Raw genomic sequence first — 20,996 nt, forward strand, 5'->3', positions numbered from 1 at the left:
CTTCCTGAGAATATTCTGGGGTATCATGTGGTCACCTTTTCGGGGGCTTCGGTAGTCGACGGGATGGACTTATGGAGCATAAGGATGAGCGGTAGCGACACCACCAACACGGCAGCCCCCATCCACAGCGGCGCTGCCAGGCCAGCAGGCCCGCTTAATGCACCAGCAGCCAGGCCAGCTGCCACACCCGCCCATTTGCCTACGCTGTCCAGCGCACCAAAAGTACGGCCAGCGCGAGCCGTTTGGGTCAGTTGCGCAATCCAGCCATGCAAAACAAAAAAGCCGAGCGTCATGCCGACTCCCATGACAAGGCGCCATACTGTCAGCTCAATCAGAGAACTGGACCAAGCCTGGCCAACATAGGAAATCGCCATAAGCACGAAGCCAGCCGCCAACCCGGTTTTATGCCCTTGGCCGACTGTTTTCACAAAGGGCGTCCAGAGCGCGATCAGATAGATCAGGTGTGGCAGGCTGTAAAGCACTCCGGCGGCCAGAGTATCGATTCCGGTCGCGTGCTGGACCCAGGGAATGAAATAGGGAAAGGTGGCCACCATCGAAAAATTGAAGGCGAACTGCACCGCCCATAACCGTCGCCACTCTTTCGGCGGTGTTGGTGTGGTCCTCGTTGAGGTTCCGGCCGTTGTTCCTTCGGACATCGCAGCCTCAGGCCGGGGCTTGTCTGCCGGCGTCGCAAAGCCGAGCAAAAGCGCTGCCAATATGGGTAGCAAGGCCAGGTACAGGTAAATATCCTGCGCCGGGAAGACGCTTATCAGCGCACCGAACAGCACCGGCGCCAGCACCATGGCCGCCCGCGCCGAGCCCTGCATCCAGTTGAGGCCACGGCTAAGGTCGCCACCTTTCATGCTGGTAGACAAGTAGGCACTGGAGGCTGCAAATGTGCCACCGAGCAACCCTTGCAATACTAAAGCCCCCAGGAACATCCAGGCTTCAGGCGATAACCCCGCCAGCGCGAAGCCGATTGCAAGCCCCAACTGCGCCCGCAACAGTGACCAGCGACGCCCCCAGCGATCTGCCGCCCTCCCCCAAAACGGCGCTGCCAGTGCGGCGCACACTGTAGGGACCACATAAAACCACCCTACCCACTGGGTGTCATTCACGGCAAAGGCATCCGACAGGATCAGGCCGAAGAAAGGCGGCATGCCCAGCGCCACCAGAGCCGCTGTAAAGTGGCACAGCAGCACAATTACCAACTGCTTGCGTTGTACGCCAGTCATGCAGGACGCCTGAGGAAGTTGGGGGCACTTTTGCCATAAAACTTATTAATATCGGTGGCGCCGGTGTCCGTTTTGCTCTCCAGGCTGCCGGCCCGCAACAGATATTTTACGTAGAGGTAGTCGTCTTCCAGCAAACACTGCCGAGCAACGTTGGTCGCCACACCCTCCTGCTCAAGTTCTTGTAGAGTGGTTTCGACTTGATCTCGCAACCGGGTATACCAGTCGCGCCGGCTGCCGAGCCCTCGTGCCACCAGTTCCTCCAGCAATACGGCGATGTTGAGCTGCAGGGTGATGGTGGTGAACATCTGCACGAGGGGTTCTTCGGCATCGACCAGTATGCGGCTATCACGCAGCCCATCTACCACTGGCCGAAGCTCGCCCAGACGGGCGCATAAACGGGCAGGCCAAAGACGAGGCGCATCGTTATCCTTCATCAGTAGCCGTAACGGGCCTGCGTCGTCCAGTACCAGCATGGAATTCTGCTGGTTGGACTCAAGCGCAATGCCATACTTCAGCCATAGGCGTAAATGCACCGTCAGAGTCAGCTTGAGGTAGTCCTGCAGGAGGGCCTTCAGGTCGCCGCCATAAAAATGCGAGGCCAGCGCCTCCATCACACAACGCCCATCGCAACCAGAGGCCGACAGAGCCGCCACGGGAACAACCGTTGTGCCATCGAGTTCGCCGGGGTAGCGGCGCACGATCATTCCCAGCCAGTTCAGGTCGTCGACATGGCCGCCGGTCGACTCGTCGGTCAGGCTGTATCGGGCAGCCAGTGTCGGGTCATCGGCCGCCACCGCCGTCAGCAGACGCTGCACCGTGAAACCGTCGTAAATGGTGCTGGGTTTGACCGTACGAATGTTGCGAGCGCCGAGAGTCCTGATCGTTAGCGGCACCTTCAAGTGAATGGAAGGCTCGTCGACCACTTGCAGGGTGCGTACCGACAACGTTGGCGTCACCCGGACAGCGGGCTTCGGGGCTAAAAGAACCTGATTGGCCAGATCCGAATCGGACAGATACAGCGTAAGGGCGATGTCCCATACGTGCGGATGCATCGGTATCAGGCAGTGACTGTCGCTAAGTGAGGCGTCAAGGCCGACCGCCGGAAAACCTGGCCAGCACTCAGGCAATACACCCTGAGCCTGCATGTGAGGTTTCGGAACAGCCAGCCAGCGTAATTGGAAGACCGGCGCGAATTCCGGTGCAAAGGCCCGCAACGCTGTGTTGTCAAAGCCGGTTTTGGCTCGCGCGCTGGGGTAAAAAGGATGATCATGGAATGCCGCCAGACGGTCATAGAACAGCATCCCGGCAACGCCATCGCCAAATGCTGGCCAAGCCTCATCTGACCCGGACAGCTCCAGGAACCATCGGGCCTGCTCGTGCCGACACAACTGATGATGCAAAATGGCCGTATCGCATTCCGCCTCGTAAGTATGGTGCTGAGCGAACTGTTCGTCATCCGCCACCGGGCGTAAGCAGGACAATACCTGCTCATAGCGATCCACTTTCGTCCAGTCATCCCATGCGTCGCCGGCCTGCCACAGCAGCGGATCACCGCTCCAGCACCAGCTTTGCATAAAAGAGGCGGCCCGCACCGGTAACCATAGAACGCCTCGCTCGAGTTCCCATTTCAGCCAGGTTTCGGGAACCACCGGGGTGTGCGGAACCTCGCGCGCGGCTGTAACCATGGCCTTGCTTTGACAGCCCGCCACATCTTCACGAATAAGCGTGTCGATCAGGCGTCTGGTCAAGTGGCGGTTGGCCTCTTCAACCGGAGGGATCACAGGTGCATTCATGAGCGCAGCTCCCACTCGTCGGTCAGCGCCCTACTCCAGTCGTCCAATGCGTGGTCGACCGTTGCCCTGTCACTTGCGAAAAGGTGCAGGATGCCGAGATAATCCTTGTTGGAATGGGTGATCTGAACCTCGTCACCGAGTTTCCGCAAAGGCTTGAACACCAGCTCGCCATCGCCGCAGGATTCCTGGCGCGCACTGCCTGCCCCAACGATCTCGCCAGAACCGGGAGCCATCAGATAGCGAACGTGAGCGGCCTGGCCTGGCGGCTCCAGTGCGGGCAAGGGCTGACCGAGGTGTAGGCGGAGAACACTGTCGAACCAACGGTCATCCAACATCCGATCCAGCAGAAACTCGCGCCCGTCTCCGATGCTGCGGTAATTTATCTCTATTAGCTGAGGGCCGGTTGTGGTCAGCACAAACTCACTGTGACAAGCTCCGAATTGCACGCCAAACGCCCGCACCTGCTCCAGCATCTGGTGTGTTAACGAGTCGTCTGATCGGAACGGGCGCCAGCGGGCGTCCAGTTCCACAAAATGGGGAGGTGCTGACAAGGTAACGTCAAACCCACCCAGCGCTATCAGATCATGCTGGTCTCCGAGGGTTTCCAGCGTATGCACAGACCCTTCAAGAAATGCTTCCAGAAGGAGGGGCTGACCAGGATTCTGACGCCAGAAGCCATCGCAATACTCGTTGAGTTGTGTGAGATTCTCGACCTTCGTCACGTGCAAACTCGCCACCCCTTCCCTGGGCTTTACCACACAGGGATAAGGCACGTCCGCGGGCAACGCGTTCACACTGTGCATATTCTGAAGCTCGGCAAACCAGCAACCGCCCTGTTCTCTGGTTTGTAACTTCGCCCGCATAGCCGCTTTATTTTTGGCCTGATAACACACTCGCCAGTCCTTTCCCGGCAAACCGAAATAGGCTGCAGCGAGCGCCGTGACCGTTTGCAGGTGGTCGCTGTTGGAAAACACACCAGCCAGCGGAGCCATCTGTGCCAGCGCATCCAGAACGGCAATCGGATTGAACACATCGCATTCAACAATATCTACCGGATACGCCGGCAGATCTGGCTGGCTGAAATATCGGTGATGGGCGGCGGTTTGATCGGTAACAATAACCACCCGGCGACCGAGCCGGTGAGATGCGGGCAGAAAGCCATTGTTGACAGCGTCTGTGGGCGCGTGGGCCAGCATAACCAGGGTGTCACTCATCCTGATAATTCCCCTGTTGGTGGAGTTGATATTGAGGCTTTTACCTCACTCATAAAGAATATAATGAGACGTATTATCATATAAGTTCTATAGATATCCGACAGCTATTGTATTTTCAGGTGGTTCCAAGGGTTCGGGGCAAGGTCCGAATTCCAATCAAGCCTTGCTGGTATTGAGGTGGGCCTTGAGTTGTTTGAATAAGAGGCTACGGTCTTCACCCAACAGAAACGCCTGCGCACCCCAGGCACGCCAGTTGGCTAGCTGGTCAGCATTACGGGGCAAGGCGCAGAAATGACGATCTGCCTTTCGACAGGAGTCGGCCAGACCGGCGATCGCCTCCTGTACACTGGAATGAAAGGGATCACCGGAAACCCCAACGACTGGGACAGATCGACAGCGCCCTCCAGCAGCCAGTCTACCCCCGGCACACCGGCAATCTCCTCGCAATTCCGGAGCCCTTCGGCGTCCTCAATCATCAGGACCACCAGTACTTCGCGATTAGCCTCCTCCAGGTATCGGGCCAAAGGAATAGTCCCGAACCCGGTGGTGCGACCGCCGGTAATACCCCGCGTTCCCTCTGGAGCATAGCGTGCCATACTGACCGCTGCCCTAGCCTCGCCGGCGCTGCGCACCCGTGGCACGACAATACCCTGGGCACCGCTATCCAAGGCATGGGCAATGGCACCAACATCCGGCCCTGGAACTCGCACCAACGGCGTGATTCCCGCACATTCAGCCGCCCGGATCATATGCTCAATTGTTTCGGGATTGGTGGACAAGTGCTCCGTATCCAGTATGACAAAGTCATAACCGGCATAACCGATCATCTCTACCAACCAGGGCGAAGGCACAGCGTTTAACAGCCCATAGACTGCTTTCCCTTCGGAAAGTTTGTACTTGGTTGTGTTAGTTGTAAGCATTATCAGGCACTTAGTGTTTCATGATGGAAGTGAATGATAATCATTACTATTACTGGAGTCAACCTATCGCTTTGCACGGTTACAACGTGGAGAGCAAGTACCCGCTTAAAACCCTTTTTGTCTGTTCACAGTCCTATCCCGCACAACAGGATAACTGGGTGACGTCTTTGGTAAATGTCTGGGCACATAATTTCAACCCCTCAACCATGGTCAGATAGGGAAACAATTCATTGGCTATGTCATTCACTGTCATGCGCGCACGCAGCGCCATTACGGCGGTCTGGATCAGTTCGCCGGCCTCCCCCGCCACGGCCTGAACTCCCAATAATCGTCCGCTTTCACGCTCCGCGACAATCTTGATGAAGCCCCCGGTATCAAAGTTAACCAACGCCCGTGGCACGTTATCGAGAGTCAGGGTGCGGCTGTCGGTGTCATACCCCTGAGCCTCAGCGTCGGCCTCGGACAGGCCTACGGTCGCAACCTGCGGATCAGTAAAAATCACCTTAGGCATGGCGCTGAGGTCGAGGCTGGCGTCACCGCCGGTCATATTGATGGCGGCCCGGCTACCACCGGCGGCGGCCACGTAGACGAACTGGGCTGATCGGTGCAATCGCCAGCGGCATAGATGCCCGGCGCAGTGGTTTGCAGATGTTTGTCGATCCGGATCGCTCCGCGCTCGGTGGTAACGCCGATGGCTTCGAGGTTCAGGTTTTCGGTATTGGGTGTGCGACCACTGGCGACCAACAGGTGCTCCGCCTGCAACGTGCCGTTGTTAGTCTGCAGGGTAAACAGCTGGCCGTCGTGGCTCACCTCGCTGGCCTGGGTCTGCTTGAGTACTTCAATGCCCTCGCGACGGAAGGCCGCTTCCACGGCCTCACCCACCGCCGGATCTTCCTGTGACAGCACCCGGCTGCGAGCGAGAACAGTGACGTGGCTGCCGAGGCGGGCAAAAGCCTGTGCCAGTTCGATGGCCACCACCGAGGCGCCGATCACAACGAGGCGCTCGGGAATGTGATCCAGATCCAGTGCACTGGTGGACGTAAGATAGGGGGTCTCGGCCAGCCCCGGAATAGGTGGTTCGGCGGGTCGGGCGCCGGTGCCGATGAAGGCCTGGTCAAAGTTCACCGTCTGCTCGCCGCCGGCGTTGAGCGTAACCGTCAGCGTGCGCTCGTCCACGAACCGCGCCTCGCCCTTGAGGACGGTAATCGCGGCGTTGTCATTGAGAATATTCTGGTACTTGGACTCGCGCAGTTCCTCCACTCGTCCCTGTTGCTGAGCAAGTAGCGCCGGACGATTCACCGCCGGCGCCTGAGCGCTTAGGCCGTCATCAAAAGGGCTTTCCCGGCGAAGGTGGGCGATATGAGCCGCCCGGATCATGATTTTAGAGGGCACACAACCAATGTTGACGCAGGTTCCGCCGATGGTGCCGCGCTCAATCAGCGTCACGCGGGCACCGCGTTCAGTCGCTTTCAGGGCTGCGGCCATGGCACTACCGCCGCTGCCAATCACAGCAATGTGCAATTTGTTGTCACTCATAAATGTTACTCCTGCTTCGCCTGTTTTTGTTTCAGTGTGGACGGATAGCCAGCGTTAGTCGTGGCTTGAGTCAGTGCCTCAACGGAGGTTTTCACGTCGTCGAAGATGACCGTCGCATCGCGTTCTTCATAGCGAATATCGACAGAGCTCACTCCTTCGACCCGGTTGAGAGCGGCTTTAACTGTGATCGGACAGGCCGAACAGGTCATGCCAGGGACCGACAAGGTAACCGTTTGTTGCGCCGCCAGGGCGGGCAAGCTAACTAATAGGAATAACGCCGTGGTGATCAGTGATTTTTTCATGGTGTAGCGCCTCTCAATAAAATAGAGGTAAGACGAAGGGGAAAGCCAGCGCAGTCAGAATGAGCAACGCGACGGACCAGAAAGCGATCTTATAGGCCGTGCGCACTTGCGATACCGCGCAAACATCACCCGGCTGGCAGGCCCCGGTGGGACGGTATATCCGACGCCAAGCAAAGACCATCGCCACCAGGGCCGCACCGATGAACCATGGCCGGTAGGGTTCCAGAACGGCCAGATTGCCGATCCAGGCACCGGAAATGCCCAACGTGATCAAGACCAGGGGACCAAGACAACAGGCAGATGCCAGAACGGCAGCAACCCCCCCTGCGATCAGCGAACCGCGACCGGATTTGGACTCTGACATTACGAAGGCTCCTTTCATGACATGGGTGACTACGCTAAGATTACTCCCGTAGTCAGCTACGGAATCAACCCCTATGTCCAAAAAACAACGCTCAATGACCATTGGCACTCTGGCCAGGGCCGCCGGTATGGGAGTGGAAACCATCCGCTATTACCAACGCCGGGGATTGGTGGCAGAACCTGAAAAGCCTTACGGTAGTATTCGCCACTACGACGATCAGGCGTTGGGGCGCCTTCACTTTATTCGTACGGCTCAATGGCTTGGGTTCAGTCTGGATGAAATCGCGGAATTGCTGACACTGCAGGATGGCACCCATTGCAATGAAGCACGGGTATTGGGCGAGCAAAAATTAACGAGTGTGCGGCAGAAAATCCGAAGCCTGCAAGGCATAGAAAAAGCGCTGGATGGGCTGGTTCAGGAGTGCTCAGCGCAAAGGATGAATGTTGAATGTCCTTTGATTGCCTCTCTGCAGCATGGAGTTGTGCAATACTCTGAGACGGAGACGTCAGGGCGGTCAAATCGTGCTTAAAAATCGGACAAGTGGTTGAGAAAACAGACCTCAACGCACCTGGAAGAGCTTGGCAGGCTACGCGATGAGCTGTACCAACTGACTCATTGATGTGGTGTAAGCTACTTTACCTTTCTATTGCTGTTCAGAGTTTCGATTGCGCCATTGCTGATACTGTTTCCACTCCTGCCATTCCCGAAAACGCTGATATTCAGTGGAATCTTCCGGCATGCGCTGAAATTGTTGGTAACGCTCAAATTCCTCATAATTCTGCTGCTGGCTCGTGGACGGATTAGCTTCCTCCGCGGGCTTGGAAGGCTGTTCCGTTGACTGATTCGGGTGCACCAGTGACTCTTTTGACAGGTCTTTAGAATAAAGAGTATAGCCACCATCGTAATCATCGCCTTTCTGCGAGCCGATAAGGCCCGGACCGTCCGCCATACGGTCACCAGATCCTGGCAGTTTCTCATAGTCGGCTTTTTGCGGGCTCAAAGCGCCACTGCAGCCAGATATAAGCACAGTCACAGAGACTCCAGCGTAGAGAAAAATATGAGGCACACGACTTTTTGCTAACATGATTATCCAAATTTAATAATTAAGCAGATACGCCCAAAAAAAAGGGCGGTTGCAGACAGTCACAAACCTGTCCCAACCGCCTTCGTCGCTCAAATGATATTAAAGAAACTTGACCCGCGCGCCTACATAAAGGTAATTGATATCTTGCGCGTCTATGAGCACGCCACCGCCGTTTTCAACGTTATCTAGCGTAACATGACGGACGCTGCCGAACAGTTCGATATCGCTGCGCAGATCGTATACATAGGCCAATTGGTAGTTGTTACCTTCGCTGCCTTCATTTGCAAGATCGTTGGAGCGACCCCAGCCGATCTGCGTGTGATGCTTGGCCGCGGTATACCCGACACCGACGAAATAGCTCTCGCCTTCGGCAGAGGCCATGTCGCTATCCCGCTTCTTATACATGCCGGAAACGTTCAACCCCGAGGAAAGCAACACCGATGCCGAACCGCCGTATTCCTTGAAGCTGCCATCGAAGGTACGGACGCCGCCCTGGCTTATAAGAGCGTCTTGATCTTGGCTATCGAGGAAATCGACGGCCGCTGCGAACTTACCACCATTGCCAAACTCCGTAGCGTAACGAGCCGCTGTTTCGAAGGCTTTACCACTGGCGACACTAGCGGACAGGACAAGGCCACCGAACGCCGGTGTGTCGTATCGCACGCGATTGTTTCGACTCAGCGCATCGAGGTTATTATACGCCGCACCGCCAATGGTACCAACGACGTTCCCGTTGTCATCCAGAAACGAGATACCACTGGCGTAATAGTGCGCTGAACCGCCGCCCAGATATTGTGTTCCCGACAGGTCCACCTCCGAAGTGCCGTTCGCAGCGCCATCACCCTTGCCCAAACTGACCTTGCCGAAATTACCGCCGAAGTAGACTTCTGTTTTTCGGACATCGAGGAAAGTTTTGTTCGTATCGCTTTTATTAATGTCGAAGCCGGTCGAAATATCGTTGGTCAATCCTACCTCGTAGTTCAAACCAACCGTCATTCCGTTGTCGAAATCCTGACTTCCCAAGACCCGAAATCGGGTATTCGAGCCGTTGTTATCCACGAAGCCAATATCATTGTCTTCGCCGTTATCGGCTGCAACAAAGGCCTTATCGACCTGTCCAGATATTTTAAATTCGACAGCAGATGCTGGAGCAGCAACCGTGAATGCGGTTGTTGCCGCAGCAAAAATCACAGAGCGTGAAGCGAATTTTTTCATTGTTATATTACTCCCCTGACGTTAGTGCTCCGCGTATTCGCGGAGGCGATCATTTACACGTACCAACACCGAAACGGCTCACGCGTCTGGTGCCATTTTTTTTATTTAGTTCAGCGCGTAGTAGTAAAGCATATTATTTGAAGTGTTCAAGGCCGATAGAGTGTAAACCTGCTCTCAAACAAAGTGTTATCTGCATTGACACTGCTTCTCTAATCAAAAAGAACTTATATTGACCCTTGAGCTACTCATAGGTTTAATCTGGCAGACTTAAACAACCCTTTAAGGTCTCAGCCATGGAAAAGCTCACCCAATACACAACACTGTTAGTGCTCGCTTTTTACTCTGTTTTTGCGTTTGCCGACACCTCATCCGGCCCTGGGCGTATGGGCGAATCGGGAATGATGAGCAGTGGAATGATGGATGGCGGCATGATGGGCGGCGGTATGATGATTGTCTGTATGCTTGCAGGCCTATTGGTTTTGACTCTGCTGGTGCTCGGGATTCTGGCACTCGTCAAATTCCTGCGAAGCTGAAAATCTTCAACCAGAGCGGAGATTCGTCACGATGCGCGATTTCATTCCGGCACGTCGAACTTTTTTAAAATCGGTGGGCGGCGCGGCAACCTTTGCGCTGCTGCCGGCATCGTTGGTACTCAGCGGCTGTCAACAAGGTACTGCCAAAACTGATACAGAAGAGTCAGGCATTGACCAAGGCCCTTTCGACGTCGAATTGACATTGCTTGCTCGCCCGGATGTAACCCCTATTCTTCCCGGCGCTGCCAGCGAGGTCTGGCGTTACACTGCCAGGCTCATCAAGGGGCCGGACGATACGCTCACTCACTCAGACAACAGCTATGTCGGTCCATTGATACGGTTGCGCCGTGGCCAGCGTGTCCGGATTCATATTGAAAACCATCTTCCAGAAAGCACTACCGTGCACTGGCACGGGTTGCACGTGCCGCCAGAGGTCGATGGCCAACCGCGCTTTCCCATTCAACCGGGTGCTACAAAAACCGTTGGCTTTGTGGTGGATGATCGTGCTGGGCTTTACTGGTATCACCCTCACCCGCACGGGGATGACGGCGGACGCGTTGGTTTCCAGTCCTATGCCGGGCTTGCAGGCCCGCTTATTATTGAAGATGACCCTGAGCGCGAACTGGATTTGCCAAAGGGCGATCGGGAACGGGTCATGGTGCTACAAGACCGCAGCTTCGCCGGCGAGAATGAACTGAGCTACCTCGCTGACAGCATGGGATCGATGATGACCCGGATGCAAGGGTTCAAAGGCGATCACTTGCTAGTGAATGGTAAACCGGCGACGGTTGAAGAGGTGCAAGCAACAGCTTATCGCTTGCGTATATTGAATGGCTCCAACGCACGTATATACAAACTGATCTGGAGCGATGGTCGCCCCGTCACCGTTATTGGCACGGGCGGCGGGCTGTTGGAAGCACCTGAAGAGCGCCCCTACGTCACCCTGGCGCCTGCCCAGCGCGTTGACCTGTGGGTCAGTTTCGAAGACGACCCTCAAGGTGCCAAGATCCAGTTGATCAATGAACCGCATCGGGCGGGTGAGATGATGGGCGGCATGATGGGAGGCTCTAACAATATGTCTGACAAGCCCACGTCATTGCTGACCCTGGTGGTTAATGGCACAGCCAGGAGGGTTGCGCCCGTGTTACCAGACCAGCTGAGCAGTGACCTGGCCTTCATACCCCACCCGGATAACACGACAAACATTCGGCCTTTCAGACTCAGTATGAAAATGATGCAGGGCTTTGCGATCAATGACCGTCAGTTTGAGGGTGCGACCGTCGCCGATGATGAAGTCGTTTCGCTGGGCGCAACCGAGATATGGGAGTTCTTCAACGACACCATGATGCCCCACCCCATGCATGTACATGGGCTGCAATTTACGGTTATTAGCCGACGAAACGCCAACGCGGGGGGCGCCCGGCAACTTCAGGCAGGGATCGTAGACTCGGGATTGCACGATACCGTACTGGTAATGCCCGGTGAGCGGGTCCGGATTGCTCTGACCTTCAAGGATTTCAAAGGGCTCTATCTGTATCACTGTCACAACATGGAACACGAGGACAACGGAATGATGCGCTATTACGAAGTGCGCAAACCGTGAAGTGCTTGAAAGGAATCAGCGTGTGCCCATACTAAATGTCACGCTTTCTCATTCTGCAGGCTTTACATTGTCCAAATAATGCAGCCACTGCTCTGGTAACCCATGTGTACGCGCACCCTCACGCAGCATCGTGAGATAGCGGAGCGACGGGTTGCCATCGTGCGCCTTCCCCTCGGCGATGTAAGCTACGGCCTGAATCCGGTTGCCCTTGATATCCTCGGCCTCGAGCCAGATCGGCCAGTAACGGGGGCCGGGCACACCTTCACTCGCATCCAGACGTAGCGAGTCGCGGCGGGTTATTTTATAGAGTACGCCCCAGACTTCGGCGTCTGGATCGAGCGCAATATTGGCCGGGGCGGCCCTGCCTTTTGGCCTCCCCTCCAGATTGAAACGAAGCCGATAGCCCTGAATCCGTCCCGGGCGCCACTCGAGCGGGTACATGCCGCGGCGCTCGCGAAAGGCGCTATCGTGCATGTTGGCCCCGAAGGCGAAGTACCAAACCTCGTCCGCCGGTCGCCCGGTAAGCGGGATGCCGTGCAGCCGGTAGTACAGCCCGGACAGTACCCAGGATTTCGTCAGCCAGCGTCGTAATCGAGTTTGTTTCACGGGTAGTGCTCCTTTATCGGGACATTGCGCAGACGGCGAACAAGAAAGAACTGCAGCAGGGCCGCTGCGCCGCTCATCGCGAAGACGACGGCGTAAGAGGTCACGCTCGCCAGAGCCGCGCCAGCGATGGGTAACAGGGCTGCCGGGGCCGACAGCGCGTTGAAGTAACCGCTGTAAGCCGGTCGACGGTCGTCGGGCGAGATTTCCATCAAATAGCCGAGCTGGGCAATTGTGCCGCCATTACCGATTGCTCCAAGGATGACGAAGACGACCGTAAACCAAGGCAAGGTCGCCGCAACAGGATTTGCTATGAGCCAAAAGAGTGTCAGCAGGGGCGCCAATGCACCTATCACGGCCACGCCCTCCAGCAGGCTGTGCTTGCCGCGTACGTCCCCCCACCAGCCCCAAAGCGGGTTGGAGAGCAGCGCGCCGGTGGTCTGCGCACCCAATAGAAAGGCGACCTGTGAGCTCGAAGCCTGTACTGCTATCACCTGCAGGATGTAGAAGGGCAAGGCCATGGCGACCATACCGGCGGCCCAGCGCGAGTAGAGAAACAACCGAAAGCGTTGGTCGCGGCGGAAAACCTCCACGCCACTCTTCAGAAACTCAACAAAGCCGCCAGTGTGTTCAGCCGGTAAAGGGGTCTGTGGTTCGCCAGCAGAAACAAAAGACAGGGTTGAGATCAGCAGCAGTAGCGCCCCGACGATCAATATCGCAGCATACCCTTCGGAGAACGTGAGCACCTCAAGCAATCGCCCGGCAATGGCAGCCACACCGAGAGCCAGCAGTCCGCCGCCGAAAAATCGCAGCGCTAACATACGGCTGCGTTTCCCCGACTCTATCGAGCGTGCCACGATGTCGTTATAGGGCACGGCAACAACGCCGCTGACAAAGGCATATATTGTCCAGAGCACAAAAAAACCTGCAATGGCAAAAGTCCCGGCCGAGTCGCCTGCGAGCGCAACCAGGTCGCCACTCCGGCCAGGCACAGCACGCGCCCGAAGGCGCCGAACATGTAAAACGGCAGCCGCCGTGACCGCCGCTGTGCCAGCAACCTACGATAAGTTGGGGGAACAACCAGCCGTACCGCGCAATAGCCGCCGCCGCGCCGACCGCCATTGCGCTCCCCGTGAGTCCGTGCACCAGCGCCGCCACAATGGTGCTGGTATCAACGGCCGCGGCACCGCCTTGGAAAAAGATGCCCGCGGTGGTAATGCGCCGGAACCGACGCTTGGGCTCAGCCGCAGCGGGCATCATTATCCCCCACCGCCCGCAACTCCCTAAGAGAGACGTTCCTTAGCCACAGGACCGGTGCGCCGATGACTGTCACGGTCAGCATGTTCGCGACCTGAACGGTCAGCACCATGGCAAGCGCCTGCTCCTCACTCAGGCCCAGCACTCCGAGGGCGAACACGGCGCCGACTGTGAAACCTGCGGTGATACGGGCGAAGTGAGTGACAACGGCGAGAAAGCCGAAGACTACCAGTAGGAACAAATACTCCACGGGCTGCAGCAGAACAAGCAGAATGAAACTGCCGCCGGCGCCCCAGCTCAACCCGGCGCTGATGGCACCGGTGGGATCAGGCACCGCCATGAGGATTAATACGACCGGAACAAAGCCGGTGAAGACAATGCCGTCGATCACGCGATCAATCGCCACGGTGGCAAGTACAGAACTTGTCGACAAGTTCTGACGGCGGGCAACGAGCCAGGAACGCACGACAGGACTCGCGCCGATGGGAATGATCAGGTTGGCGAAATAGCCGCCCATGATAGCGCCGAAAAGGTGGAAAGGTCCGACGGGCCGGATCGGGTACAGCAACTGGCGCCATTTCCACGCCCTTAGAAGTTGCTCGCATGCCATCGCTGCCGGCACCATCAGCAAAAACCCAAGATTGGCCCCGGCAAGCATCGCCAGAAAACGGTCATAGTCGATCCGGCCAAACACCCAGAGTAGCGCCGCTATGCCGATGATGCCGCCAATCCAGGGGCCCCATCGCCGCCACCGGCCGTTACTCTGCTTCTTTGTATACTCCGCTTCTTCTGGGGAAGGCGTCACTCTCGGGCCTCTACGCGGTCGAGAAAAGCCCTGTAGTTAGCCGGCAGCCCACGCTGGTGTGCAGCCTCGCGAAGGAGGTCGAGATACTGCTGGCTGGGCTGGCCCTCGGGAACAGTATCCGCCACCTTATAAGTCATTGCCGGAGTCCGTTGACCCCCGGCATCCTCCACGTCGGCCCAGACGTAGGCATACTGCTTGCCTTCGCTGTTGTCGAGGCGCGCGAATTTGCGCGGCGGTAGAAGGTAGAGTACACCGTAGACGCTCTCGCCAGGCGCCTCGACGATGTTGGCCGGCGCCGAGAGCCCGGGATACCGGCCGCCGGCACGACTGAAGACCAAGCGATACCCATCGAGCCGCGCGACCCGGGCGTCCTGCCAAACCATGTGCCGGCGCTTGCGAAAAAGCCGCTCATTCATGTTCGAACCGTAGGCGAAGTACCACACCGGCTCCTGTAGAGAAGCCGGCGGCTGGCGGCCGCGGCGAAGCCGGATCAGTTGACGGACAAGCGACCAAAGCAGCGGGTTCACGACGCTGCCCCTTGGGTGGCACGCCGCGCCTGGCAGCCGACACACGCGCATTCGCCCCTGTCGCAACTCGTGTGCTCGTGCGACAACAGGCTATGGATTACGGTGCGTAGACCGAGTAAATGCGGGATACGCTCTTCAATGGCCGAGAGATACCGCTCGAGTGCTGATGGATTAGCGTCTCACCTTTCATAGGGATCACCTCCTTCATGTTAGGTACCACGTTTAAGCTTCCAGCAACTGGAAGTTCAAGTGTTATTCTCCTTTTATCAGTACATAGGGCTGATTCCTACGACGCGCGATGCGGCATCAATCGGTGTCAGTCCCTATTCGATCAAATCTTGCTCAAATCCCCGTTCCCTGCCAGCGGAATCATGATGTGCGCATACGGTGTTCCCGACCACATAACCCAGGGGCCAGCCCCGCCGGAATCGGTTGGCAGTCCCTTCAGGTCCGTGCTATCGGGTACCACCACCATAATATGAGGCGGGCGGGGGTCTGATTGCCACACGCCTTTGTCCTGCGGGCCCTGGGCGCGCGGGTTGGTATCACTACCTGGTTTGCCGCCTTGCAGCATATACCCAAAGCCGACCCGGTCGGTTTGGGGTTTGCTCTTTTGCATGTAAGCCTTCATAAAGCCTTGATAGGATGGATCAAGGCATCTGGGGCTGTTTCCTGGTTCGGCGGCGTGGTCCGGAAGACACACCCAGCCGTTGCTGCCCTTGCGTAATACCCTGCCATCCATTGTTTTTACGGTCGCGTGTTTGGCGACATCGGAGGGCGCCGCACTCAGTGCGTTCTTGATCAAGTCTGAGTCAGAGGCCGATAACTCCGAAGAGTTCAATGCTGGCGTGTGATCGGTATTCGAACTGGCACAACCTGCCAACAATAAGGCGGTTGCCGACATAGCCAAAAAATTACGTGTACGCATGGTTTTCTCTCCATTTAGGGAATGAGTCATATCAAATCCTTGAGCCCCTGATGTATAAATCCGTAGCCGGTCAGGACTGGCTCACATACTGCCGCTAGCCTGAGTCCTATCCCGACTCGGCCGGCGTCGTGACACCTCGCCCAAGCAGCCAGCGCACCACCGGATAGGCAGTCATAAAACCCAGCAGCAGCCCGCCCCACATGACGAACCAGAACGCGATCGAGGTGGGCGSGTAGCCCAGCACAAACGCCACGATCAGCATCGCAGCGCCCATACCGGTATCGAAGGCGAGAATCGCCAGCACCGATATTTTCAGCGCCACCCACAGCCGCAATCCGGCCGAACGGATCTCGCCCGCTTGGGTCAGCGACCGGTATTCGAAGGCAATCAACAGCGGCAGCGCGAATACGGCAATCAGCAGAATCATCGGCCACACGCCTTTGCCGGCGATTGTCACGCCGGTGCTTATCACGATCGGCACGGCAATCAGATGGCCAATGAACGAAGCAGCACCGCCGGGGATCGTCTCAATGGCAGCGGTTTCTCCCAGACCCATTTGTGCAGGCGCGCCGTGTTGCTGCTGCCATTGCGGGGTGGCCGGACGCCCCCATCGGTAATAAGCCCAAAGCGCCAGCGGACCGGCATAAATGGCTGTAATCGGCCACACCGCCTCCAAGCTTTTCATGGACTGCCGGTAGCCACCGCGATAGATATCGGCAAGGATCACTCCAGCACACAGCAGGCCAATGCCAGTAACAGACCATGAAAGTACGATCAGCCATAGCGGTATTGTCATAACAATCTCCTTTTGAGCATCCGTATTCTGAATACGGGTTGATTGATCCGGAAAAACGCAGAACTGTGTTCCACGCAGAATAGTCTTCCGTTTCGGTTCAATGTGTTGGCCACCCCAGTGATCGAGGTGGTCTCTGATTGGCGCAATTGATGAAGCAGAACCGAGACCAGCCTAGATGTTGGAGCTCAGTCCAGGTCAAGGGCGGATAGCTATTGAAGTAAAAATGACCGCTAATTCCCCCCCCCCAAAAAAAAACTCCTTGACCTGGAGTTAACTCAAGGTCGTATTGTTCTCCTGACGATCATTTAAGAAGGCGACGTTCCCAAGCCGCCAGATTTCAGGAGCAAATCATGAAAACCACGATATTGTCTATCGACGGCATGCACTGCGACGGCTGTGTTCAGGTCGTTCAACACCTGCTGGAACAACAGGTCGGCGTTAACGGCTGCTCAGTGTCTCTGGACTCGAAACAGGCACGTATCGCGCATGATGCTGACCAGGTTTCAGCCGAGACGTTGGCCGAGGCTTTGCGAGCAGCCGGTTATAAGGCATCGCCTAAGGAGAGTTAAGCAACATGGACCTGTTACAAAGCCTGATTTTGGCGACAGGGCTCGGGCTTTTGGGCTTCGTCGAACCGTGTTCCGTTGGCAGTCATCTGATCTTGCTGAAATATCTGGATCGATTGTCGCCAAGGCAACGGCGAATTCAGACTCTGGTTTACACCCTTGTCCGGGCCACGTTCACGGGTCTACTCGGTGTACTCGCCGTCATCATTGGCTCGCGTTTTCTAGGTGTGCAGGAAGGTTTATGGGGCGTGCTCGGCAGCGTATACGTTCTGCTGGGGCTGGTTTATCTCACCGGTGGCGCACCCTGGATGATTCGGCAAATGAATCGGCTACTGCCCCACGTTTCACACAAGGCCGGCGGTGCCAGCCTCGGGGCTGTGTTCGGCCTGAATGTCCCGGCGTGTGCGGCGCCGTTACTGGCGGTGCTGCTGGGCGATGCCGCTGCTCAGGCAGCGGCGGGCACTGGTGTCGCCTACGGCGCCTTGTCGTTATTCGTTTTTGGACTGGCGCTTTCCAGCCCTCTCATACTGGCCGTTTTTACGCGCTCCGGGCGCCGTCTGCTGACCGCGATTGCGGGGCTTGCCGGACGCATGCCGCGCTGGACCGGTGTGGTACTGATAGCGCTGGGGCTTTGGTCCATCACCTTGGCGCTTTGATATGACGCGATTCAAACTATAACCCGGAGGTATCGTATGACACATGCCACAACCCGTTCAGACGAGTTCACACCCTGGAGCGAAGAGGCAACTGATCGTCAAGGAATCAATCGCGTAAGGGCCCATATTGGCGGACTGCACTGCTCACTGTGTACCGGCACTATTGAGCGGGCGCTAGGTAGCAAGCCCGGCGTAAAACGCGTCGCGGTGAGCCTGACCCATGAGCAGGCGCTCGTGGAATACGACAGTGCTCAGGCTAATGCCAAGGATCTGATGGGGACGCTGCAACAGATCGGTTATACCCTGAGCGACCCACGCAAGGTAGAACCCTTCGAACGGCAGGAGAAAGCGCTGGCCGTCGAGCGCAAGCGCTTCGTGGTCGCGCTCGCGATGAGCCTGGCATCAGTCGGACTCATTGTTGATGTCACGAGCATCTGGACCCTCGCGCTCTCAGCCGTGGTCTATGTCAGCCTGGTCGGGTTTGGTTATGCGGTTCTGCGTGGCCAGGGTACCGCCGCCGCACTGGCCGGTAGCGTCGGCCTAGCTGCGGGCGGGGTCGCCTTATTCGCCCTGCGTGCCAGTGGCGTGCTCACCGGGTTCGAGCCCTTACTGGTCGCTGTACTCGCACTGGGCATCATGTTCGGCGTTGCCAGGCATATGTTGATTATGGGGGTACAGGCGCTACGGCGAGGTATTCTCAACCAGCATGTTCTGGTGGAGATCGGGGCCTTTGCGGGACTGACAGGTGGCGGCATCGGGCTCGTTCTTCAGCCTGAAGGCTATCCCACTGCCGCGTTTTTTGCGGTGTCGGTGATGGTGCTTACCTACCATATATTCTCCGAATGGTTATCGCTGATCGTGAAAACGCGCAGTGCACAATCGGTTAAACGATTGCTGGATTTGCAACCCAACACAGCACATGTGGTCACTGAAGATGACGAACGGGATGTGCCTGTAGAGCAAGTGGCATCCGGTATGCAGGTGCGGGTACGACCCGGCGAGCGCATCCCGGTTGACGGTGTTGTTGTCAGTGGTTCATCCGCGGTAGACGAAGCGCTGATTACCGGAGAGTCGCTGCCGGTCGACAAATCGACGGACGATACCGTTGTGGGCGGAGCGATCAATGGCAACGGTACGCTGCTGATCCGGGTCACTGCGGTGGGCACCGAAAGCTTTCTGCACCAGGTGATCAGCAGCGTAGAAGATGCACGAGCCCTCAAACCCGGCCTGCTGCATATCGTGGATCGAGTGCTGCAGGTTTATACGCCCGCTGTTTTGATCATTTCGATCCTGGCTTTTCTGGCCTGGACCTTGGGGCTTTGGTTATTTGGGGCCGAGCCCCTGTTCGAGCGTGCCGTGTTTGCCGCATTAACTGTACTTGTTATGGGTTATCCGTGTGCGGTCGGTATCTCTGCACCGCTGTCGATTGTAAGGGCTGCGGGTGAGGCTGCGGACAAGGGTGTGTTGATGCGTACCGGCGAGGCTTTTCAGGCGCTGCGCACAGTCGGTACAGTCGTTTTCGACAAGACTGGCACCCTCACTGAAGGTCGTCCCGCGGTGCGGTCTGTAATCAGCATCGACGGCGATGAGAACAACTTGCTGGCAATCGCCGCCGCGGTGGAGGCGGCGTCCGAGCATCCACTGGGCCGGGCGGTGGTCGAAAAAGCGCTGGAGGTCGGGGTTAACTTCCCTGACGTGGAAAATTTTCAGGCCGAGTCCGGTCGCGGCGTGAAAGCACAGGTTGATGGCGAGACTGTCTGGGTTGGCAGTCCGTCGTTTCTGGAGTCACAAGGTATCGACCTGAGCGCACTGACCCAAAGTGTAGAAACTGCCGAACAGCAGGGCCATACAGTGATCGTCGTTGCCCGTAAAAATCGTCTGCTCGGTGCGATCGCCCTTGGCGATGCTCTACGCGTTGATACCATTGAGACCATCAGCCGGCTCCACAAACTCGGCATCCGCACTGTCATGCTAACGGGTGACAACGAGCGCACCGCCCGCCACATTGCAGGGCGTGCCGGCATCGACGAGGTGTATGCCGGTGTGCTGCCAGCAGACAAAGCTGAAGTCCTGCGTGAAATGCAACAACAGTCGCGAGTCGCGATGGTCGGCGACGGCATCAATGATGCGCCGGCACTGATGCAGGCCGATGTTGGCATCGCTATGGGCAGCGGCACGGATATTGCCATCGACTCTGCCGACATCATTATTCTCAACGGGCGTTTGGGCGCCGTCATTACGGCTTGGGAAATTAGCCGCTGGGGGTATCGCAAGATGCTGCAGAACGTGAGTCTTGCCTTTTTGTTCAACGGCATTGGCATTCCCCTGGCGACCACCGGGTTGATCTATCCGGTCTGGGCGATGGTTGCAATGGCCACCAGCGTCACCGTTATTTTTATCAATTCGCTATGGCAGCGACCGGGCATGTTTTTCGATGCAGTGGCGAGCGTGGGTGATAGAACTTAATGTAGGGGACGTCACTCTCAAAAGACTGGGGAAACATCATGCTTCAGATTGGTAAGGTTACGGAACAACTCGATATCAGTGCCGATACGCTGCGCTATTACGAAAAAATCAACTTGTTACCCCGGGTTTATCGCAATACCGCTGGTGTTCGACAATATAGCGATAAAGATCTGTCACGCTTGAGCTTTATCAAGCGTGCCCAAAAATGGGCTTTAGCCTGGCGGAGATCTCAGCGCTCCTCAATTTCCGGGAAAATCCTCAAGCAGCCCGACCACAGGTGCGCTCATTAGCGTTTCAGAAGCTGACGGACATTGAGCTTCATCTTGAAGAGCTCGGACGGCTTCGGGATGAGTTGCGACTACTCACGAACCTTTGTGGCGCAAGCCCGGACCGCTGCCCGATTCTGGAATCACTCGATAAGTGAGGAGCCTCTGAATAACTTCTGAATCGCCTCTGGTTTTCAGTCGTGGGCATCCTGGGCGGGTACCGGACAACACCACAAAAACCCGACCTTTCAGGCTCAGCATGAAAATGATGAGAAACCAGAAGGTTTTTGTTGGTTTAACTCCCAAAATGCATGTTATTCTAAAAAC

General features: G+C 56.9%; 22 protein-coding genes and 1 pseudogene. 8 read left to right on the forward strand and 15 right to left on the reverse strand.

What is annotated here, in order from left to right; all coding sequences use genetic code 11:
• Nucleotides 1–23 precede the first annotated feature (23 nt).
• From BCA33_RS00950 to merT, 7 genes and pseudogenes are all read right to left on the reverse strand, one after another.
• Nucleotides 24–1,235: an MFS transporter gene (locus tag BCA33_RS00950; protein WP_071262943.1), complete on the reverse strand. Its 1,212-nt coding sequence runs from the start codon at nucleotides 1,233–1,235 to the stop codon at nucleotides 24–26.
• The gene (locus BCA33_RS00955; RefSeq protein WP_071262945.1) at nucleotides 1,232–3,028 is read right to left on the reverse strand and encodes an IucA/IucC family protein; all 1,797 of its coding nucleotides are present in this window, start codon (nucleotides 3,026–3,028) and stop codon (nucleotides 1,232–1,234) included. Before BCA33_RS00955 ends, BCA33_RS00950 begins: the two co-directional genes overlap by 4 nt.
• Nucleotides 3,025–4,242, reverse strand: coding sequence for an ATP-grasp domain-containing protein (locus tag BCA33_RS00960; protein WP_071262946.1), 1,218 nt, complete (start codon nucleotides 4,240–4,242; stop codon nucleotides 3,025–3,027). The genes BCA33_RS00955 and BCA33_RS00960 overlap by 4 nt, the downstream gene beginning before the upstream one ends.
• A gap of 257 nt (nucleotides 4,243–4,499) precedes the next feature.
• Nucleotides 4,500–5,162: an HpcH/HpaI aldolase/citrate lyase family protein gene (locus tag BCA33_RS00965; protein WP_254774071.1), complete on the reverse strand. Its 663-nt coding sequence runs from the start codon at nucleotides 5,160–5,162 to the stop codon at nucleotides 4,500–4,502.
• 133 nt (nucleotides 5,163–5,295) lie between these two features.
• Nucleotides 5,296–6,698 (reverse strand): annotated as a pseudogene (gene merA, locus BCA33_RS00970) (mercury(II) reductase).
• Between the two features lie 5 nt (nucleotides 6,699–6,703).
• The gene (merP, locus tag BCA33_RS00975; protein ID WP_071262947.1) at nucleotides 6,704–7,000 is read right to left on the reverse strand and encodes a mercury resistance system periplasmic binding protein MerP; all 297 of its coding nucleotides are present in this window, start codon (nucleotides 6,998–7,000) and stop codon (nucleotides 6,704–6,706) included.
• A gap of 13 nt (nucleotides 7,001–7,013) precedes the next feature.
• Nucleotides 7,014–7,364 carry a mercuric ion transporter MerT gene (merT, locus tag BCA33_RS00980; protein ID WP_071262948.1) on the reverse strand — a complete coding sequence of 117 codons (351 nt, stop codon included), beginning with the start codon at nucleotides 7,362–7,364 and terminating at the stop codon, nucleotides 7,014–7,016.
• Between the two features lie 73 nt (nucleotides 7,365–7,437).
• Between merT and BCA33_RS00985 the strand changes: the two genes are divergently transcribed.
• Nucleotides 7,438–7,893 carry a MerR family DNA-binding protein gene (locus BCA33_RS00985; protein ID WP_071262949.1) on the forward strand — a complete coding sequence of 152 codons (456 nt, stop codon included), beginning with the start codon at nucleotides 7,438–7,440 and terminating at the stop codon, nucleotides 7,891–7,893.
• A 114-nt stretch (nucleotides 7,894–8,007) separates the two neighbouring features.
• Here BCA33_RS00985 and BCA33_RS00990 read toward each other — a convergent pair whose 3' ends face one another.
• Both BCA33_RS00990 and BCA33_RS00995 read right to left on the reverse strand, forming a co-directional pair.
• Nucleotides 8,008–8,397 (reverse strand): hypothetical protein, encoded by a 390-nt coding sequence (locus BCA33_RS00990; RefSeq protein WP_071262950.1) that lies wholly within the window; start codon nucleotides 8,395–8,397, stop codon nucleotides 8,008–8,010.
• A gap of 150 nt (nucleotides 8,398–8,547) precedes the next feature.
• Nucleotides 8,548–9,663 carry a porin gene (locus BCA33_RS00995; protein WP_071262952.1) on the reverse strand — a complete coding sequence of 372 codons (1,116 nt, stop codon included), beginning with the start codon at nucleotides 9,661–9,663 and terminating at the stop codon, nucleotides 8,548–8,550.
• Between the two features lie 293 nt (nucleotides 9,664–9,956).
• On the opposite strand from BCA33_RS00995, the gene BCA33_RS01000 reads away from it, so the two are divergent.
• Together BCA33_RS01000 and BCA33_RS01005 are read left to right on the forward strand one after the other, a co-directional pair.
• Entirely contained in the window at nucleotides 9,957–10,196 is a 240-nt protein-coding gene (locus BCA33_RS01000; RefSeq protein WP_071262954.1) for a hypothetical protein, read from the forward strand.
• A gap of 31 nt (nucleotides 10,197–10,227) precedes the next feature.
• On the forward strand, nucleotides 10,228–11,799 hold the full coding sequence (locus tag BCA33_RS01005; protein ID WP_071262956.1) for a multicopper oxidase family protein: 1,572 nt from the start codon (nucleotides 10,228–10,230) through the stop codon (nucleotides 11,797–11,799).
• Between the two features lie 48 nt (nucleotides 11,800–11,847).
• On the opposite strand, the gene BCA33_RS01010 is transcribed toward BCA33_RS01005, so the two are convergent.
• The 6 genes from BCA33_RS01010 to BCA33_RS01035 all read right to left on the reverse strand — a co-directional run bounded on the left by BCA33_RS01010 (nucleotide 11,848) and on the right by BCA33_RS01035 (nucleotide 16,715).
• Entirely contained in the window at nucleotides 11,848–12,405 is a 558-nt protein-coding gene (locus BCA33_RS01010; RefSeq protein ID WP_071262957.1) for a gamma-glutamylcyclotransferase family protein, read from the reverse strand.
• On the reverse strand, nucleotides 12,402–13,394 hold the full coding sequence (locus BCA33_RS01015; protein WP_071262959.1) for an MFS transporter: 993 nt from the start codon (nucleotides 13,392–13,394) through the stop codon (nucleotides 12,402–12,404). Before BCA33_RS01015 ends, BCA33_RS01010 begins: the two co-directional genes overlap by 4 nt.
• A gap of 248 nt (nucleotides 13,395–13,642) precedes the next feature.
• Nucleotides 13,643–14,464, reverse strand: a complete 822-nt coding sequence (locus BCA33_RS01020; protein ID WP_071262961.1) for a lysylphosphatidylglycerol synthase transmembrane domain-containing protein — start codon at nucleotides 14,462–14,464, stop codon at nucleotides 13,643–13,645.
• Nucleotides 14,461–14,991: a gamma-glutamylcyclotransferase family protein gene (locus tag BCA33_RS01025; RefSeq protein ID WP_071262963.1), complete on the reverse strand. Its 531-nt coding sequence runs from the start codon at nucleotides 14,989–14,991 to the stop codon at nucleotides 14,461–14,463. Before BCA33_RS01025 ends, BCA33_RS01020 begins: the two co-directional genes overlap by 4 nt.
• Before the next feature lie 331 nt (nucleotides 14,992–15,322).
• A complete protein-coding gene (locus BCA33_RS01030) occupies nucleotides 15,323–15,919 on the reverse strand; it encodes a hypothetical protein (protein ID WP_083394595.1) in 597 nt (198 codons plus the stop codon).
• A 106-nt stretch (nucleotides 15,920–16,025) separates the two neighbouring features.
• The gene (locus tag BCA33_RS01035) at nucleotides 16,026–16,715 is read right to left on the reverse strand and encodes a DUF4396 domain-containing protein (protein WP_071262964.1); all 690 of its coding nucleotides are present in this window, start codon (nucleotides 16,713–16,715) and stop codon (nucleotides 16,026–16,028) included.
• 350 nt (nucleotides 16,716–17,065) lie between these two features.
• Here BCA33_RS01035 and BCA33_RS01040 point away from each other — a divergent pair, with 350 nt between their 5' ends.
• Genes BCA33_RS01040 through BCA33_RS21025 form a run of 5 tightly spaced genes read left to right on the forward strand, consistent with a single transcriptional unit; the run spans nucleotide 17,066 to nucleotide 20,827 of the window.
• Complete coding sequence (locus BCA33_RS01040; RefSeq protein WP_071262965.1) at nucleotides 17,066–17,284, forward strand: heavy-metal-associated domain-containing protein; 219 nt, start codon at nucleotides 17,066–17,068, stop codon at nucleotides 17,282–17,284.
• Between the two features lie 5 nt (nucleotides 17,285–17,289).
• Nucleotides 17,290–17,937: a cytochrome c biogenesis protein CcdA gene (locus tag BCA33_RS01045; protein WP_071262966.1), complete on the forward strand. Its 648-nt coding sequence runs from the start codon at nucleotides 17,290–17,292 to the stop codon at nucleotides 17,935–17,937.
• Between the two features lie 36 nt (nucleotides 17,938–17,973).
• On the forward strand, nucleotides 17,974–20,403 hold the full coding sequence (locus BCA33_RS01050) for a cation-translocating P-type ATPase (RefSeq protein ID WP_071262967.1): 2,430 nt from the start codon (nucleotides 17,974–17,976) through the stop codon (nucleotides 20,401–20,403).
• 38 nt (nucleotides 20,404–20,441) lie between these two features.
• Entirely contained in the window at nucleotides 20,442–20,693 is a 252-nt protein-coding gene (locus BCA33_RS01055) for a MerR family transcriptional regulator (protein WP_254774072.1), read from the forward strand.
• Nucleotides 20,609–20,827 (forward strand): MerR family DNA-binding protein, encoded by a 219-nt coding sequence (locus tag BCA33_RS21025; protein ID WP_254774073.1) that lies wholly within the window; start codon nucleotides 20,609–20,611, stop codon nucleotides 20,825–20,827. Before BCA33_RS01055 ends, BCA33_RS21025 begins: the two co-directional genes overlap by 85 nt.
• The last annotated feature ends 169 nt before the right edge of the window (nucleotides 20,828–20,996 follow it).

Origin of the sequence: Marinobacter sp. AC-23, assembly GCF_001858325.1 — a bacterium.
Lineage (GTDB): Bacteria > Pseudomonadota > Gammaproteobacteria > Pseudomonadales > Oleiphilaceae > Marinobacter.